General features: G+C 69.1%; 17 protein-coding genes. 14 read left to right on the plus strand and 3 right to left on the minus strand.

The annotated features are described in order from the left end of the window. Nucleotides 1-86: 86 nt before the first annotated feature. Entirely contained in the window at nt 87-878 is a 792-nt protein-coding gene (locus L3Q67_RS08040; protein WP_499188921.1) for a WecB/TagA/CpsF family glycosyltransferase, read from the plus strand. After that, nucleotides 875-2,941, plus strand: coding sequence for a glycosyltransferase (locus tag L3Q67_RS08045; RefSeq protein WP_499188922.1), 2,067 nt, complete (start codon nt 875-877; stop codon nt 2,939-2,941). The genes L3Q67_RS08040 and L3Q67_RS08045 overlap by 4 nt, the downstream gene beginning before the upstream one ends. Before the next feature lie 83 nt (nt 2,942-3,024). On the opposite strand, the gene ddaH is transcribed toward L3Q67_RS08045, so the two are convergent. Then, a complete protein-coding gene (ddaH, locus tag L3Q67_RS08050) occupies nt 3,025-3,819 on the minus strand; it encodes a dimethylargininase (RefSeq protein ID WP_499191460.1) in 795 nt (264 codons plus the stop codon). Between the two features lie 128 nt (nt 3,820-3,947). Between ddaH and L3Q67_RS08055 the strand changes: the two genes are divergently transcribed. The 4 genes from L3Q67_RS08055 to L3Q67_RS08070 all read left to right on the plus strand — a co-directional run bounded on the left by L3Q67_RS08055 (nt 3,948) and on the right by L3Q67_RS08070 (nt 8,332). Further along, nucleotides 3,948-4,394, plus strand: coding sequence for an Lrp/AsnC family transcriptional regulator (locus L3Q67_RS08055; protein WP_209663902.1), 447 nt, complete (start codon nt 3,948-3,950; stop codon nt 4,392-4,394). A 7-nt stretch (nt 4,395-4,401) separates the two neighbouring features. Further along, nucleotides 4,402-5,175, plus strand: coding sequence for a Clp protease/crotonase-like domain-containing protein (locus L3Q67_RS08060; protein WP_499188923.1), 774 nt, complete (start codon nt 4,402-4,404; stop codon nt 5,173-5,175). Nucleotides 5,176-5,351: 176 nt separating this feature from the next. Then, nucleotides 5,352-7,271, plus strand: a complete 1,920-nt coding sequence (locus L3Q67_RS08065) for a 2-oxoacid:acceptor oxidoreductase subunit alpha (protein WP_499188924.1) — start codon at nt 5,352-5,354, stop codon at nt 7,269-7,271. After that, nucleotides 7,268-8,332: a 2-oxoacid:ferredoxin oxidoreductase subunit beta gene (locus L3Q67_RS08070; protein WP_499188925.1), complete on the plus strand. Its 1,065-nt coding sequence runs from the start codon at nt 7,268-7,270 to the stop codon at nt 8,330-8,332. The genes L3Q67_RS08065 and L3Q67_RS08070 overlap by 4 nt, the downstream gene beginning before the upstream one ends. Nucleotides 8,333-8,352: 20 nt before the next feature. Here L3Q67_RS08070 and L3Q67_RS08075 read toward each other — a convergent pair whose 3' ends face one another. Together L3Q67_RS08075 and L3Q67_RS08080 are read right to left on the minus strand one after the other, a co-directional pair. Beyond that, complete coding sequence (locus L3Q67_RS08075) at nt 8,353-9,651, minus strand: sunset domain-containing protein (protein WP_499188926.1); 1,299 nt, start codon at nt 9,649-9,651, stop codon at nt 8,353-8,355. A gap of 82 nt (nt 9,652-9,733) precedes the next feature. Further along, complete coding sequence (locus L3Q67_RS08080; RefSeq protein WP_499188927.1) at nt 9,734-10,732, minus strand: polyprenyl synthetase family protein; 999 nt, start codon at nt 10,730-10,732, stop codon at nt 9,734-9,736. 252 nt (nt 10,733-10,984) lie between these two features. On the opposite strand from L3Q67_RS08080, the gene L3Q67_RS08085 reads away from it, so the two are divergent. The 8 genes from L3Q67_RS08085 (at nt 10,985) to L3Q67_RS08120 (ending at nt 17,063) form a co-directional block, all read left to right on the plus strand. After that, nucleotides 10,985-11,329, plus strand: a complete 345-nt coding sequence (locus L3Q67_RS08085) for a hypothetical protein (protein WP_499188928.1) — start codon at nt 10,985-10,987, stop codon at nt 11,327-11,329. Continuing rightward, entirely contained in the window at nt 11,330-11,968 is a 639-nt protein-coding gene (locus tag L3Q67_RS08090) for a DUF3558 domain-containing protein (protein ID WP_499188929.1), read from the plus strand. Further along, complete coding sequence (locus tag L3Q67_RS08095) at nt 11,965-13,221, plus strand: PPE domain-containing protein (RefSeq protein WP_499188930.1); 1,257 nt, start codon at nt 11,965-11,967, stop codon at nt 13,219-13,221. Before L3Q67_RS08090 ends, L3Q67_RS08095 begins: the two co-directional genes overlap by 4 nt. A 2-nt stretch (nt 13,222-13,223) precedes the next feature. Beyond that, nucleotides 13,224-13,976 (plus strand): ESX secretion-associated protein EspG, encoded by a 753-nt coding sequence (locus L3Q67_RS08100; protein WP_499188931.1) that lies wholly within the window; start codon nt 13,224-13,226, stop codon nt 13,974-13,976. A 66-nt stretch (nt 13,977-14,042) separates the two neighbouring features. Then, the gene (locus L3Q67_RS08105) at nt 14,043-14,609 is read left to right on the plus strand and encodes a YbaB/EbfC family nucleoid-associated protein (protein WP_499188932.1); all 567 of its coding nucleotides are present in this window, start codon (nt 14,043-14,045) and stop codon (nt 14,607-14,609) included. Continuing rightward, nucleotides 14,606-14,917, plus strand: a complete 312-nt coding sequence (locus L3Q67_RS08110) for a hypothetical protein (protein ID WP_499188933.1) — start codon at nt 14,606-14,608, stop codon at nt 14,915-14,917. The genes L3Q67_RS08105 and L3Q67_RS08110 overlap by 4 nt, the downstream gene beginning before the upstream one ends. Next, nucleotides 14,862-16,061, plus strand: a complete 1,200-nt coding sequence (locus tag L3Q67_RS08115; protein WP_499188934.1) for a hypothetical protein — start codon at nt 14,862-14,864, stop codon at nt 16,059-16,061. Before L3Q67_RS08110 ends, L3Q67_RS08115 begins: the two co-directional genes overlap by 56 nt. 3 nt (nt 16,062-16,064) lie before the next feature. After that, nucleotides 16,065-17,063, plus strand: coding sequence for a DUF6346 domain-containing protein (locus L3Q67_RS08120; RefSeq protein ID WP_499188935.1), 999 nt, complete (start codon nt 16,065-16,067; stop codon nt 17,061-17,063). Nucleotides 17,064-17,121: the final 58 nt, after the last annotated feature.

Below are 17,121 nucleotides of genomic sequence, written 5' to 3' on the forward strand. Positions count from 1 at the left end.
CGACTAAATTCCACGCGGCCTTCTTCTTCTCCCGGCTGGGTCCCGGTCGCACCATTTCACTCTTCCCGGAATTCGAGGCGGCGTGCATGACTGCTGAGCTGGTCGGTGTCCAGATTGGGCCGAAAAGAGTAAAGGTCGGCGTCCTGCACATCGCACCACTGACCGAAATCGACCTCGTCGACCTCGTCGGCACCGCGTGGACCCGCGGCGACGGCGGCTGGATCGTCACCGCGAACGTCGACATCTCCCGCGCGGCCGCCCGCCGCCCGGAACTGGCGGAACTGATCGGCGAGGCCGATCTGGTGGTCGCCGACGGCATGCCGCTGGTGTGGGCCGCACGGCTGGCGGGTGACCACCTGCCGGAGCGGGTCACCGGGTCTTCGCTGGTGTTCTCGCTCTCCGCCGCCGCGGCCGACGCCGGTCGCTCCCTCTACCTCCTCGGCGGTGAGCCCGGGGTGCCCGAGGCCGCCGCCGACGCGCTGAGCACGCGTTACCCGGCGCTGAAGGTGGCGGGCACGCACTCGCCGTCCTTCGGTTTCGAGCGGGACCCGGCCCAACTGGCCGACGTGGCCGACCGGGTGCGCTCGGCCGACCCGGACCTGGTGCTGGTCGGCCTCGGCTTCCCCAAGCAGGAACGGTTGATCCGCGAGTTGCGCGAGGTCCACCCGGGCGCCTGGTACGTCGGCTGCGGCGCGGGCATCCCGATGGCCGCCGGGGAGTTCAGCCGCGCCCCCGAGAAGCTGCAGCGGCTCGGCGGTGAATGGCTGCACCGGCTGGCGCTGGAACCGAAGCGGCTGGCCCGCCGGTACTTCGTCGACGACGCGCCGTTCGCCCTGCGCCTGCTGGCGGGCGCCGCGGCCCGGCGGGTGACCCGATGACCGAGCCGCTCGCCGTGGTGATCGTCACCTACGACAGCGCCGGCGTGCTCGAAGAGTGCCTGCGCTCGGTGCGCGTCGCGGTCGACGGCATCGAGGGCACGCGGATCATCGTGGTGGACAACAATTCCGGCGACCACACGCTCGAAGTGACGGCCGCCTCCTGCCCCGAAGCCGAGATCCTGCGACTGCCCGGCAACCTCGGCTTCGCGGCCGCGGTGAACGCCGGTGTCGAGCTGGCCGGTGGGGCCGACGTGCTCGTGCTCAACCCGGACATCCGCCTCGAACCCGGCGCCGTGCGGGCCATGCGGGAAGCGCTGACCGTCCCCGGCACCGGTATCGCGGTCCCGTTGCTGATGGACAAGATCGGCCGCCCGGCGTTCTCACTGCGGCGGAAACCGACGGCCCTGCGTGCGCTCGGCGAAGCCCTGCTCGGTGGCACGCGGGCCGGGTTGATCCCGGCGTTCGGCGAACTGGTCGTCCGGCACAGCCGCTACCGCGAGCCGGGCACGGCCGACTGGGCGACCGGCGCCGCGTGGCTGGTCTCGCGGGAGTGCCTCGCCGCGACCGGCAAACTCGACGAGCGCTACTTCCTCTATTCGGAAGAGACCGAGTACATGCTGCGCGCCGGCGACGCGGGTTACGCGGTCCGTTTCGCCCCACGAGCCGCGGCGACCCACCTCGGCGGCGAACAATCGACGTCCCCCGAGCTGTGGTCGCTGGCCACCACGAACCGGGTGCGGCTGCGCCGCCAGCGCGCCGGACGGCCGGCCGCGCTCGTGATGTGGTTCGCGGTGGTGCTCAACGAACTCCTGCGCGTCCGCCGCGGGCCGAAGCACCGGCTCGCCCTGCGTGAGCTCGTCCGGTGGCGGCGCTGGCCGTCCCCGCCGGGGGAGGACGTGGGTTACGTCTGCTTCTCGGCGCAGGATTGGTGGTACCACAACAGAGCGCATTCCGACTTCCAGCTGATGCGCGCGGTCGCCGAGCGGCGGAAGGTGCTGGTGGTCAACAGCATCGGCATGCGCATGCCCACCCCCGGCCGCAGCACCCAGGTGACCAGGAAGATCCTGCGGAAGCTGCGCAGCGTGGCGATGCTCGTCCGGCGGCCGCTGCCCGAACTGCCGGACTTCCACGTGATGTCCCCGCTGCCGCTGCCGTTCTACGGTTCACCGTTGCTGCGCCGGATCAACGCGTTCGTGGTGCGGGCGCAGGTGCGGGCGGTGTGCCTGGCGCTCGGGCTGCGCGAGCCGGTGATCATGGTGACCATCCCGACCGCGTGGGACGTGGTGCGCCCGATGGCCAAGCGGTCGCTGGTGTTCAACCGGTCGGACCGGCACTCCGACTTCCCCGAGTCGGACAAGGCCACCATCCAGGCGCTCGAGCGCGGGCTGCTGCGTGACGCCGACACCGTGCTCTACGTCAGCCAGGCGCTGCTCGACGAGGAGCGGCCGCTGACCGGCGATCGCGCGTACTTCCTCGACCACGGCGTGGACCTGGAGCACTTCCGGACGCGACCGGTTTCCGAGCAGCCTGCCGATCTGCGCCGGATCCCCGGCCCCCGGATCGGGTTCTTCGGCGCGCTGGACGATTTCGTGGTCGACTTCGAACTGCTCGAGCGCGTGGCCGCCGAGCTGCCGGAAGCCTCACTGGTGCTGATCGGCGACTCGAGCCACCCGATGGACCGGTTCGACAAGTACCCGAATGTGTACTGGCTGGGTTTCCGCGCGTACGAAACGATTCCCGCGTACGGCTCCGGTTTCGACGTCGCGCTCATGCCCTGGCAGGACAGCCCATGGATCCACCACTCGAACCCCATCAAGCTCAAGGAATATCTTGCGCTCGGGCTGCCCGTGGTCAGCACGGAGTTCGCCGAACTGGCGAAGTACACCGGCCGCGTGCGCGTGGCGGCGGAACCCGCCGGATTCGTCGAGGCGGTGCGGGAGAGCCTGAACCGGGGCGCCTCGTGCACTCCGGAGCTGCTGCGGGCCTCGGTCGCCGACTACTCGTGGCGCTCCCGTGCGGCGGCGCTGACCGCGATCGCCGAGGGCGCACCGGGCCGTACCTGACGCGCGAAGGGTGGCTGCTGCTCGGTTTGGCGGCCGCCACCCTGCTCGCCGTGGTCCTGCTCGTGACCGGTTGACGCGGCCGCCTACTTGCGGATCTCCAGGGTGCAGCACTTGGGGCCGCCGCCTGCTTTGCGTAGTTCGCTGATGTCGACGTAGACCGGGTCGTAGCCGCGCGCGGTGAGGCGTGCGCCCAGTGCGGTGGCCTCGGTCGGCAGCACCACGTTCCGGCCGTCCGAGACGCCGTTGAGGCCGAAGCACTCGGCATCGGCGGCGGTGGCTTCGACGGCGTCCGGGAAGAGGCGGCGCAGGACCCGCAGGGAACCGGCCGAGAAGGCGGCCGGGTAGTAGGCGATCTGCGCGGGCGTGCTGTCGGTGGCTTCCGCGAGCACGAACAACGCGGTGTCCAGGTGGTAGAACTTCGGGTCGATCAGCCGCAGGGAGACCACCGGGACGCCCAGCGCCTCCTGCGCCTCGCCGTGGGCCTCGGGGTCGGTGCGGAAGCCGGTGCCCGCGAGTAGCAGGCGGCCGGTCCAGGCGAAGTCGCCTTCGGCCTCGTTGATCTTGGACGGCATGGAGATGTCGCGGTAGCCGTGTTCGACGAACCAGCGGCGGAAGTGCTCGGCCTCGGCGGCCCGCTGCGGCGCGCGGAAGCGCGAACCCAGCACGCGGCCGTCGATCACGGTGCCGGAGTTGGCCGAGAACACCATGTCCGGCAGGCCCGGCTGCGGGGTGATCTCCTCGACGGTGTGGCCGAGGCGGCGGTAGGTGTCCCGCAGCTCGCGCCACTGCTCGACGGCGCGGGCCGCGCTCGCCGGTTTGCTCGGGTCCATCCAGGGGTTGATCGAGTACTCGACCGCGAAGAAGCGCGGCTCGCACATGAGGTAGCGGCGCGTGGTCGGCACGCGCACCGGAACCTGATCCACAACCGTCATGGGCTCAAGGTAAGGGCGACCTGACTGTGCAAGCAATCGCCGTTCCTTGCGCATTTTCATGCTAAACATTGCAAATGAACACCATCGACCAGCGGATCGTTTCGTGTCTGGTGACCAACGCGCGATCGAGCTTCGCCGAGATCGGCAAGGTGGTCGGCCTGTCCGCGCCCGCGGTCAAGCGCCGGGTCGACCGGCTGCTGGAGACCGGGGTGCTCAAGGGGTTCACCGCGGTGGTGAACCCGGAAGCGCTCGGCTGGGGCACCGAAGCCTTCGTCGAGGTGCACTGCCAGGGCAACGTCGCCCCCGCACGCATCCGCGCCCGGCTCGAACCGCTGCCGGAGGTGGTGGCCGCCTACACCGTGACCGGCGCCGCCGACGCCATCGTGCACCTGCGGGCGGCGGACATCCACCAGCTGGAAACCGCGCTGGAACGCTTGCGCGGCCTGGAGATCATCGACCGGACCGTGTCCACCGTGGTGTTGTCGAGGCTGCTGGAGCGCCCGCCGAACCCGGGCGCATGATGGACCGATGATCCGCAGCGAACAGGCCGGCAAGGTCGCCGTTCTCACCATCGACGCGCCGGACAGCCGCAACGCCCTCACCCTCGACCTCTCCGCCCGGCTGGCCGCCGAAGTCGCGCGTGCCGAGGCGGACGAAGGCATCCACGCGCTGGTGGTCACCGGCGCCCCGCCGAGCTTCTGCGCCGGTGCCGACCTTTCGGCGCTGGGCGAGGCCAAGGAGGAGGGCCTGCGGGCGATCTACGAGGGCTTCCTGTCGGTGGCGCGGTGCAAGTTGCCGACCATCGCCGCGGTCGGCGGGGCCGCCGTGGGCGCCGGGCTCAACCTCGCGCTGGCCGCCGACGTCCGGCTGGCCGGTCCGCGCGCGAAGTTCATCGCCCGCTTCCTGGAACTCGGCCTGCACCCCGGTGGCGGCATGACGTGGATGCTGCAGCGGGCCGTCGGCCGTCAGCGCGCGATCGCCATGACGCTTTTCGGCGAGGTGCTCGACGCCCCCGCCGCCGAGGCCGCGCGTCTCACCATGCGGACGGTCGACGGCGACCACCGGCAACTTCTCGAAGCCGCGTTGGAGCTCGCCGCGCCCGCGACCGAAGCGCCGCGCGAACTCGTCATCGCGACCAAAGCGTCCATGCGAGCGACCGCCGCGGAACCCGGCCACGAAGCCGCGGTCAACATCGAAATAGCGCCCCAGCTGGCGTCTTTGGACTCACCGGAGTTCGCCGACCGGCTGAACCGCCTCCGTTCACGCATTAGCGGGGATTCAGCGGGGAGGACTATCAAGTAGGGCGTGACGGGACACACCCGGGGCTACCACAGGTAACTGTTACCATAAGTCACAGGTAAGTCGGCTCACACCACGAGATACACCAGAAGCTCTCCAAGTAGCCTTGAGGTAGAGGCGGCATTGTCAGATCCCCGGTGCAAGGCAACGCCAGTCGGGAGAGAGGGAATCCCTGACCCATGAGCACGAGTGCGAACGGCAACGGCGCAGACGCACTGACCGCGCTGTCGCCCGCCAGGCAGACCGAGATCAGCAAGCTCGACCGGGTGGTCATCCGCTTCGCCGGCGATTCCGGTGACGGCATGCAGCTGACCGGGGACAGGTTCACCTCGGAAGCCGCCGCCTTCGGCAACGACCTGTCGACGATGCCGAACTTCCCGGCCGAGATCCGCGCACCACAGGGCACCATCCCCGGCGTTTCCAGCTTCCAGGTGCACTTCGCCGACTACGACATCCTCACCCCCGGCGACCGGCCGGACGTGCTGGTGGCGATGAACCCCGCCGCGCTCAAGGCGAACCTGAACGACGTCCCACATGGCGGGACGGTGATCGTCAACACCGACGAGTTCTCCGGCCGCAACATGACCAAGGTCGGCTACGACGGCAACCCGCTCGAGGACGACACCCTCGCGCCCTTCCAGGTGCACAAGGTGGCCATGTCCACGCTGACCCGCGGCGCGCTGGAGGCGACCGGGCTGTCGAAGAAGGACGCCGAGCGCGCGAAGAACATGTTCGCGCTCGGGCTGCTGTCCTGGATGTACCACCGGCCCACCGAGGGCACCGAGGCCTTCCTCCGCGAGAAGTTCGCCAAGAAGCCGGACATCGCCGAGGCGAACATCCTCGCCTTCCGCGCCGGCTGGAACTACGGCGAAACCACCGAATCCTTCGCGACCACCTTCCAGGTCGCCCCGGCCAAGCTGGCCCGCGGCACCTACCGCCAGATCACCGGCAACACCGCGCTGGCCTACGGGCTGGTCGCCGCGGGGCAGCGCTCCGGGCTGCCGATCCTGCTCGGCACCTACCCGATCACCCCGGCCTCGGACGTGCTGCACGAGCTGTCGAGGCACAAGCACTTCGGCATCCTGACCTTCCAGGCCGAGGACGAGATCGCCGGCATCGGCGCCGCCCTCGGCGCCTCCTACGGCGGCGCGCTGGGCGTCACCTCGACCTCCGGGCCGGGTGTGGCGCTGAAGTCGGAGACCATCGGCCTCGGCGTGATGACCGAGCTGCCGCTGGTGGTCATCGACGTGCAGCGCGGTGGCCCGTCCACCGGCCTGCCGACCAAGACCGAGCAGGCCGACCTGCTGCAGGCCCTGCACGGCCGCAACGGCGAAAGCCCGGTTCCGGTGATCGCGCCGCAGACCCCGGCCGACTGCTTCGACGCGGCGATGGAGGCCACCCGGATCGCGCTGAAGTACCGCACGCCGGTGCTGCTGCTCTCCGACGGCGCGATCGCCAACGGCAGCGAGCCGTGGCTCATCCCGGACGTGGACAGCCTGCCCGACCTCCGGGTCGAGTTCGCCACGGAGCCCAACGCCACCGACGGTTCCGGCGAATTCTGGCCCTACGTCCGCGATCCCGAGACGCTCGCCCGCGCGTGGGCGGTCCCCGGCACCGCCGGTCTGCAGCACCGCATCGGCGGGCTGGAGAAGGCCGACGGCACCGGGCACATCTCCTACGACCCGGACAACCACGACAAGATGGTCCGGCTGCGCCAGGCCAAGATCGACGGCATCGACGTGCCCGACCTGGTGGTCGACGACCCCAGCGGCGGCAAGGCCAGGGTGCTGGCGATCGGCTGGGGGTCGACCTACGGCCCGATCGGCGCGGCCTGCCGCCGGGTGCGCAAGCAGGGCATGGCCATCGCGCAGGCGCACCTGCGCCACCTGAACCCGTTGCCCGCCAACCTGGGCGCCATCCTGAACTCCTACGACACGGTGGTGCTGCCGGAGATGAACCTGGGCCAGCTGGCCATGGTGCTCCGCGCCAAGTACCTCGTGGACGTGCACTCCTACACCAAGGTCGCCGGACTGCCGTTCAAGGCCGAAGAGCTGCAGGGCGTCTTCACCGACATCATCAAGGGAGTCGAGGGGAAATGACCGCGATCGATCTGGGCTTGCCCGTGCTCGGTGGCCTCGAGGGCGTGCCGACCACCGACGCGCCCCAGAAGGCCAAGGACTACAAGAGCGACCAGGAAGTCCGCTGGTGCCCCGGCTGCGGTGACTACGTGGTGCTCAACGCGGTGCAGTCGTTCCTGCCGACGCTGGGCCTCAAGCGCGAGAACATCGTGTTCATCTCGGGCATCGGCTGCTCCTCGCGCTTCCCGTACTACCTGAACACCTACGGCATGCACTCGATCCACGGGCGCGCGCCCGCCATCGCGACCGGGCTGGCCACCACCCGCCCCGACCTGAGCGTGTGGGTGGTCACCGGGGACGGCGACGCGCTGTCGATCGGCGGCAACCACCTGATCCACGCCCTGCGCCGCAACGTGAACCTGAAGATCCTGCTGTTCAACAACCGGATCTACGGGCTGACCAAGGGCCAGTACTCGCCGACCTCCGGGCCGGGCATGGTCACCAAGTCCACCCCGATGGGCAGCGTGGACACCCCGTTCAACCCGCTGTCGCTGGCGATCGGCGCGGAGGCCTCGTTCGTCGGCCGCGCGCTGGACTCCGACCGCAAGGGGCTGACCGAGGTGCTGCAGGCCGCGGCCGAGCACCGCGGGTCGGCGCTGGTGGAGATCTACCAGAACTGCCCGATCTTCAACGACGGCGCGTTCGAGGTGCTCAAGGACAAGGACGAGGCGCAGCGCAGGCTGATCCCGCTCAAGGCCGGTGAGCCGATCCGGTTCGGGCCGGAGAACGAGTTCGGCGTGACGCGCAGCGCCTGGGGCGGCCTGGAGGTCGCCAAGGTCAGCGAGGTCGGCGAGGCGAACCTGGTCGAGCACGACCCGACCATCGAGGACACCAGCTACGCGTTCGCGCTGTCGCGGATCGGCGACCAGAACCTGAACCACACGCCGATCGGGATCCTGCGCCAGGTGGCCCGGCCGACCTACGACGACCAGGCCAGGGCCCAGGTGGAGCAGGCAACGGCCGCGAAGAAGCCGGACCTGCGTTCCCTGCTGCACGGCAAGGACACCTGGACCGTCGCCTGAGGTTCTTTTCGTCTGACTGACTAGCCGAGCGGGCGGAAACCGACCCGCTCGGCGTCGGTCGCGGTACGGAACCACACCTCGGCGACCATGCGCGGGAACTGCGGTGACTCCTCGGTGCAGTACCGCAGGGCCGTCACGCTGGCCTTGACGGTGAACTCCTCGGCGGGACGGCCACCACCCGGCTTCGGCATGGCCGAGCCAGGCCCGAACGGGCCGATCGGAACGGCGGGCTCGGGCTCGAACTCACGGGCGGGCGGCGGCTCCGGCACGATGCCGTTGGGCCCGGCCGGGACGGCGGGCTCGAACAGCGAACCACTGTTCTGCCCCTGCTCGAGCACGGGTTCGCGGCGCTCGACCTGGCGCACCGACGGCTCGATCGGCTGCGGCGGGTCGAAGCCGCCCAAGGGCGCCTGCCGGGGCTGGCGCTTGGGCAGCACCTGGGTGCGCTCGGCGGCCAGTTCCTCTTCGTAGGACTGTTCCTCGGTGAAGGCGTAGGCGGGCGGTTCCTCGTCGACCGGGGCGGGGGTGAAGAGGCTGGCGGGCCGTTCGTCGTCCAGCACGCCGGCACCGTTGTAGTAGACGGTCTCCTCGGCTTTCTGCTGACGGGCGAACCAGCTCTGCTCCACGGACTCGTGGGCCTCGTCGTCCTGCTCGCGGGGACGTTCGTCGTAGTGCTGCCCGATTTCGATGCCGGCCTGGATGGGCTCGGGCTCTTCGTACGGCTCGCGCTCGGCCGCGGGTTCGTACTCCTGCTGCTCCGGCTCGTACGGGTCGCGCATGGACTCCGGCTCGAACGCGGGCTGATAGCCGGTCGCCGACTCCGCCTGGTGTCCGTTCGCGGCCTCGTGCTCCAACGGGGGCTGGTACCCGGTCGGCGCCTCCGGCTCATACGCGGGCTGGTAGCCAGTCCGGGACTCCACCTCGGGCTCGAACGCGGGCTGGTACCCAGTCCGGGACTCCGCCTCCGGCTCGAACGCGGGCTGATACCCGGTCGCGACCTCGCGCTCGGCCCCTGCCTGATAGCCAGTCGCGGCCTCACGCTCCGACGCGGGCGGGTACCCGATCGGGGCCTCGCGCTTCACCGGGGCCTGATAGCCGGTCGGCGCTTCCGATTCGAACGTGCGCGTCGGCTCCGCGGTGGGTGCTTCCGGGGTGAACTGGCGGGTCCGCTCACGAGGCGCCGCCTCCGCGGCCGTGAGCCGCCGCTGCAGTTCCTTCACCTGCTTGCGCGCCGGCAGGACCAGCAGCAGAACCGTCAGCAGCGCCCCCAGCGCGAACGCCGCCACGCTCCACAACCAGACCTGCGTGAAAATCGACATCTCTGCCGCGTCCCTCCTTCCGGCCCCCTCGGCTACTTGACGGGACCGGGCAGCCGTCCTTACGCCCCCTGTCGGGGGTCACTCAGCCGGTGCGCGCCACCAGGTAGTCGGCGACCGACTCACAGGCGTCCCGCGCCGGTGACGCGGGCAGCGAAGCCAGTTCGACCCGCGCGCGCTGAGCGTAGTCGGCAAGGGTGTCCTTCGCCCGATCGAGTCCGGAAGAGGCCCGCAACAGGGTCAGCGCCTCGTCCACCAGGTGGTCCTCGGTGATGGGACCGGAGAGCAGTTCCACCAACCGGGGGTCGGTGGCCGGGTCGGCGAGGGCGTAGAGCATCGGCAGCGTGCGCACACCTTCGCGCAGATCGGTGCCCGGGGACTTGCCCGACTGCTCGGAGGCCGAGGCGATGTCGATGACGTCGTCGGAGATCTGGAACGAGGTGCCGATGATGTCGCCGACGCGACGGAGCGTGTCCACGTGCTCGGCGGGCGCGTTCGACAGCATGCCGCCGAACCGGCCGGCGGTGGCGATCAGCGAACCGGTCTTCTGCGCGATCACCGAGAGGTAGTGCTCGACCGGGTCCTCGCCGTCGAGCGGGCCGACGGTCTCGCGCATCTGACCGGTGACCAGCTCGCCGAAGGTCTCGGCGATGATCCGGGCGGCGTCGGTGCCGAGGTCGGCGACCAGCCGGGAGGCGTGCGCGAAGAGGAAGTCGCCGGTGAGGATGGCGATGGTGTTGTCCCAGCGGGCGTTCACGCTCTGCGCGCCGCGGCGCATGGTCGCCTCGTCCATCACGTCGTCGTGGTAGAGCGTCGCCAGGTGCACCAGCTCGACCGCGGCGGCCGCGATCACCACCGCCTCACGCCCCCCGACGCCGAACTGCGAGGCGAGCAGGGTGAACAGCGGGCGAAAGCGTTTGCCCCCGGCCTCGACCAGGTGGGTCGCCGCGTCGTTGACCGCCTTGACCTCGCTGCGCACGGTTTCCCGCAGGAGCGCTTCCACGTCGGACAGGCCACCGGCCAGGTCGCGCAGCAGCCCCTCGTCGGCGATCTGCAGGCCGACGGCCGCGCGCAAGTCCTCCATAGCGCCATCACGCACTGCCACTTCGGCTCCGCCCTCTCAGCACTGGGTCACGGGTTCACCCAAGCCTAATGGCTGGGGTGGGGACGCAGGTGGCCTGCTGCTCCTCGCCACAGGTGACGAACGCGACAAACCCACGATCTGACTGAACGGTGAACAAGGAAGGACGCAGAGTGTTAATTTCGGGGGCGAGTCACGCAAGGCGCTCGGATGGTGACCCCGTGGTCACCGATTGGCCTCGGGGAGGAGACCAGCATGACCACGCCTGACAACCCGCCCGCCCCCGCTGGCGGCTATTCCTTCGAACCAGCGGAACTGAACAGCATCGCCCGGGAATGGGACGACCTGGCCGCGGCCTACCAAACGGACCTCCGCATCGCCGAGCAGCTCGCCTCGGCCGAGGGACCAGGCGCCGAATACGCCTCCGGTGACAACGCCCAGCTCGTCCGCCAGTCGGGGCTGACCCTGCGGTCCGCGCTGCACGACCGGATCGACTACTGCCGAGCGCAGGCCGATAAGTTCCGCACGGCCGCTGGTCGGTATGCCGAAGCCGACACCGGTGCCGGCGCGGAGATCGGCAACCAAGGAGGCTCGCTCTAGATGCGTCGACCAGTCGTCCGGATCCTGCCGTGGGCAGCAGGGATGTTGTTGCTGCTCAGCGCCTGCGAAGGCAAGGACGTGACGGGCAACCCGTCCGTCCCCCAGGCAACCGCGAGCCAACCGGCGCAGTCGGCGGGCGAATCGGAGGTCCCCGGTTTCGGGGCCCCGAAGGTCGAAAACCCGCTCGACGTCGGCGGACTCGATCAGCGCCCGTGTGAAACCCTCACCGACGCCCAGGTGACCGAGCTGCTCGGCTCGGACACCACGGAGAAGGAAGAAAACGTCAGCGGGCCGATGTGCTCGTGGCACAGCTACGGCTCGGACGGCGCCTTCGTCGCGGTCAGCTTCCCGACGGTCACCGATCTCGGCCTCACCGGCCTGTACCGGGGCAAGGGCGAGCAGTTCAAGTTCTTCAAGGAGATGTCGCCGGTGCGCGGTTATCCGACGGTGGCCTGGGGCCAGACCGACGACACCGCCACGGACGGCCGCTGCGGTGTCTCCGCGGGCACGACCGACCGGACGACCCTGGACGCGACCGTCACCCTTTCGCAGAAGAACGTCGGCACGAAGGATCCGTGTGAGGCCGCGCGTGGGGTGCTTGATCTGGTGATCGGCAACATCCAAGGGGGCAGTCGATGAACAGCCCCCTCAACGCGGCGCAGATCTACGAGCAGATCAACGGTGGTCCCGGCACGACGTGGCTGGTGGCGGCGCAGGAGAGCGCCTCCAACCTGACCTCGAACCTGTCCGAGCGCGCCCAGCAGATCGCCAACCTCGCCCAGAAGATCCAGGCCGGCTGGACCGGCGAAGCAGGCGCGAACGCGGCCAACGCGGCCCTGCCGCTGGCGAAGGCCTCGATCGCGGACGCCGAGTTGCTGGCCGAGGCGGGCACCGCGCTGGAGAGCCAGACCTCCGCCTTCGGCACCGTGCAGCACCGCGTGGTCCCCGTGCCGCCCACCAAGCCCGAGCTGACCTCGGCGGACGTCTTCGACGCGGTGACCACCGGCAACTGGGACGGCTACAACAACAAGGTCGGTGAGTGGCAGGCGAAGAGCCAGCAGAACATCGACGCCTTCGCCGGGTACCACGCGACGAGCATGGGCAACGGCGACACCATGCCCAGTTCCTTCACCCCGCTGGTCGACCCGGGCGCACCGATCGGCTTGGCCGAGCACACGGCAACCCCGACGGGAGGCGCCCCTGGCGGCAGCCAGCCGAACACCACCGCGGGCAACGTTCCCGGTGGAAGCCACCCCGGCAACGTTTCGCCGATCCCGCAGCAACAGCAGGCACCGCAGCAGAAGCAGCAACAACCGGCTCCAGCCGGTCAGTCGCCGAGTCCGGTCGGGCAGTCTCCGACGGACGGCACCAAAGCGGCCGCCTACAACCCGCCCGTCGCACCCAAGGCACCGCCCAGCGGCGGCACACCCAATCCCTACTCGCCACCACCGGGCAGCAACCCGTGGTCGCCGCCGCCCGGATTTCCCGCGAACCCGGGTGGCCGCCCCGGCACCGGCGTTCCGAACAGCGGTGGTCTGTACAACGGCGGCCGTCCCGGTTCCCTCGGCGGACCAGGCGGTACCCCCGGAACACCCGGTACCCCAGGCAATCCGCCCGGCCGTTCGGTCGGCGGAGTACCGACCGGCGGCGCGCCGACCGGCGGAGCACCGGTCCGCGGTGGCACCGGCCCCGCCGGCATGGCGGGCAAACCGGGCGGTCCCGGTGGTGTGCCGTTCGGCCCGGCGGGTGCGGGTGGCGCCCAGCGCGGTGAGGAGGACAAGGAACACCGCCGTCCCGACTACCTGTTCGGCCCCGATCCGGACAAGCTTTTCGGCGGGGACACGGAAAAACCGACGCCACCGGTCATCGGTGAAACCAGGAAGCCCAGCTGATCGTGGTCATCGGGCACCGCATCGAAATATCGCTGAACACCTTGCTCACGGCCATGCGATGGACGGGACACGACCAGCCGCACCTCATTTTCGCGGGTGGTGAGCGCTACATCCCACCCTCCGCGGCACCCGGGTTGGACAATGCCGCCAGGACGGAACTGAGCGAACTCGGTCTCGTCCAAGGCAATCGGCTCACCAATGATTTCGAGGACACGCTGCACCTGCTCAACCGCCCGCCGATCGAGTATTTCGCGCACGTCCGCACCCAGGACGAGAGCTACGAAATCCTCGTGGCGGGGCACGACCGGACCGCGGTCGTGGTCGTGCACCAGGGCGAGCAGGTGTGGCTCAAGCCGTACCGCGGCCAAAGCGCGGCGACCTTGCTGGTGGACCACCTGCCGAGCTTCCCGGCGGCGAACTTCACCCCGTTCACCGTGCCCCGGCACGAAATGGCGGAGGAATCCGGCGCCGCGGGAATCTACGACGAAAAACCGGCGAAAAGCCAGGAAGCCAAAGAACTCGACGAAATCTTTTCCGTGCCCAATTACGGCGCCGGATTGCTGCACGCGGCGAAACGGGATCACCGCGGCAATCGGCAGCAGGCACCCGTCGGCCTCAGCTATCTGGACATCGACGCGGGACGCGTCGGCCTGAGCAGCAGCGGGCCGCGCGGCAATGAACACATCGTCGTGCTGCCGGGAGATCGGACTCGGCTGAGCGAAAAGGTGGCCTCGTTGGGCGCAAGCCTGCACTGAGCCGCACATCGATATGCCACACTCGGTCTCCGGACGACTACGGACGTGAACAGGGGAGGTTCGCGCGTGACGAGCCCTGACCAGCTCTTCGCCGATTTCGAAGCCAAGCTCGCGGAAACGCAGCGCAAAGCCGAACAGATGCGCGCGGAGATCGAACTGGTGTCGGTCAGCGAACGCAGCAAGGACGGACAGATCAAGGTCACCGTCAACCACGCCGGCAACCTCACCGGCCTGGAGATCGGCCCGATCGCCCGCGCGAAGGCGGATCTGGACCAGCAGATCCTGCACACCATGCAGGCCGCGCAGAGCAAACTCGCCGACGCGATGCAGGGCGGCGTCCCGTCGATCGCGGGCACCGAAACCATGGCGGAGCTGATCGAGCAGCTCAACGCCGCCTACCCGGAGCCCGAGCCGGACGACTACATCGAAGGCGGTGGCGGCTACGGCGCCATCCCGGACGAGGACAGCCGTTTCGTGGCGGAACACGACACCCCGGCACCCCCGCCGCCGCCACCCGCGCCCCCGGCCCCGGAACGCCGCCCGCGCCCCACCCGCCCCACCACCGAACCCGCCCACGACGACGACTACTTCTCCGGCAACGACTTCCTCACCGACGAGGGAGACCGCCGATGACCATGGACATCAAGGCGGATCCGGACGAGCTGAGGCAGCACGCCAAGAACATCGAGAACCTCCAGAACGAACTGTCGGCCGCACTGACCGCGATCGCCCAGGTGACCGACCCGGATGCCTTCGGCGTGCTCGGCCGCCCGCTCGCGATGATCTGCGGCACCTTCATCGACGAGACGACCAGCCAGTTGCGCACCGCGGTCCAGACCACCGACGAGCACCTGCGGAAGGTGCGGACCTGGGCCGCGCACACCGATGACAACGAGGAGTCGATCAAGACGCTCTTCGCCACCATCGAGGAGCCGAAGTGAGCGAAGAGCACAACCCGATGACCACCGACGGCGTCCTCGGCGAGGCCCAGGAGACATCGAAAAGAACAAGTACCGGGTCCCGCTCGTCGAACTCGACCTCGAAGGCGCCGGGCTGCTCCAGGACATCGCCGACGGCTACGTCAAGTGCACGAACGGGGACTGGGCCGAAGGCCTGCTCGACGTCGGCGTCGGCGTGGCCGCCGACGGGAAGAGCCTGCTGGGCAACCCCGTCGAGGCGCTGCTCGGCATGGGTTTCGGCTGGGTCATCGAGCACCTGTCCCCGTTGAAGGACCTGCTCGACTGGTTCGTCGGCAACCAGGACCAGCTCAGCCTGGCCGTCAACGCGTGGAGCAAGGTCTCCGACGGGGTGCAGGCCGCCGCCGAGCACTTCACCACCAGGTTGATGGAAGACAGCGCCACATGGCGGGGTGCCGGCGCCGATCAGTACCGGAAGTACGCCCAGCAGCGGATCAACATCCTCACCGCGCTTTCGGACTCGGCACGCACCGTGGCCACCGCGGTGGAGATCAGCAAGTCGATCCTGAAGGTGGTCCGCGACATCATCCGCGGCATCATCGCCGACACCGCCGCCAAGGTGATGATCATCCTCTGCCGCACCCCGCCGCCCACCTATCCCGTCGCGGTCGCCACCGAAGTGGCGCCGACCGTCGCACAGCAGTCGTCCAAGGCCATGCAATGGGTCCAGCGGCTGGTCAGGGCGTTCCAAAACCTCCAGAAGCTGCTCGGCGACCTGGTCGGGAAGCTCGGCGGGCTCGGCAGGCTGATGACGACGATGGGCAAGGAAGCCGGGGCGTACGGCGGTGTGCTCAAGAACGCGACCACCCAGGCGTACGGCGAAGTGATCGCGGATCTGCCCAAGCGCGTCGGGACAGAGGTCGCCAAGGAAGCCACCAAGAGCACCGTCGGCAACCTCGCCAAAAGTGCTGCCTCGTTCGGTGAGACCGGAGCGGGCGAACAGGCTCGCTGGAGCGAATCGGACGCCAAGGAGCTGAGCGATCGGAACAAAACCCGGATCTACGACTCCCGGGAGGAATACGAGTTGCCCGGGAAATCCGCGGAAACCCAGCCGGTCATGCCGTTCCAGACCAACGGCGGCAACAAGATCACCGGCTCGATCGACTGAGCCATGCATGTTTCCGTACTGCTCCGGATCGCGCAGCAGCAGACGTCGCTGGAAAAACTCGGCGGGTTCCTCCGGTTCGTGGTGTTCTGGCTGACCATTCCGGCCAGCTTTTTCCTCGGCCTGACGCTGCTGAACCTCGACACGGTCAAACAGCGCGACGCCGAGTACACGGTGGACGAAACCGGGGCTGTCGCCTACGTCAAGAAATGCACCGAGTACGGGCCGATCAGCCACGCGGGTTTCGGTTACCACTGGGGTTGTTCCGTCGACTACGGCGGTGGCGGGCGGGACCTGAAGCCCTATTCGAAGCAGCCCCAGAGCGACATGTTCACCCCCGCCGACGTGGGGAAGACCTTCGCGGTCCGAAAGATCGGCAAGCAGTTGTACCGCTACCACGAGGTCGACCGGACGACCTGGGGCGACCTGGGGTCCCTCTACCCCTTCCTCGTCGTGGGCGCCATCGCCACCGGCCAGTTATGGGGGTTCGGGCGCTGGGCGGTGGGCAGCCTGGCGGTCGGCATCAAGCTGAGCCCCAACGTCGGGCGCAGGTACATCGAAAAACTGCTGCGGCAGGGACGACTGGTGGCCAGGCCGTACGACCCCGGCTTCTACCCCGAAGCCGCCGCCACGGTGCAACTGACCAAGGTGCACGGGCACTGGGTCAAAATCACCAAGACCGGGATCACCGCCCACCACAAAAACAAGTACCGCCACAGGGTGCTCACCTGGTCGTTGCGCTGGTCCCAGATCGAGAAGCTGGAGCTGACCGCGTTCTACCGGCCCGACGACGAGGACAGCGAATACCCGATCGCCCGGGTCATGGACATCTACACCATTCCCCGGGACCTGGCCTCACGCGACCCCGGGCTCAAGAAGCACTGGGGCGCCATGGGCATCGAAGACGGCGCCCGGTTCGAGTACTTCCTCAGCCGCGAAAAGGCGTTGGCCATCAACACCACCAACGCCGCCTACCAAGCCCTCCGGACGAAGGGGCCACGGTGAACCGCGGCGATCAGATCTCCGGCACCATCACTCCTCCGATGGCTGAGTTCTCGGCGCC

The organism is Saccharothrix sp. AJ9571, assembly GCF_021725495.1.
Lineage (GTDB): Bacteria > Actinomycetota > Actinomycetes > Mycobacteriales > Pseudonocardiaceae > Amycolatopsis > Amycolatopsis magusensis.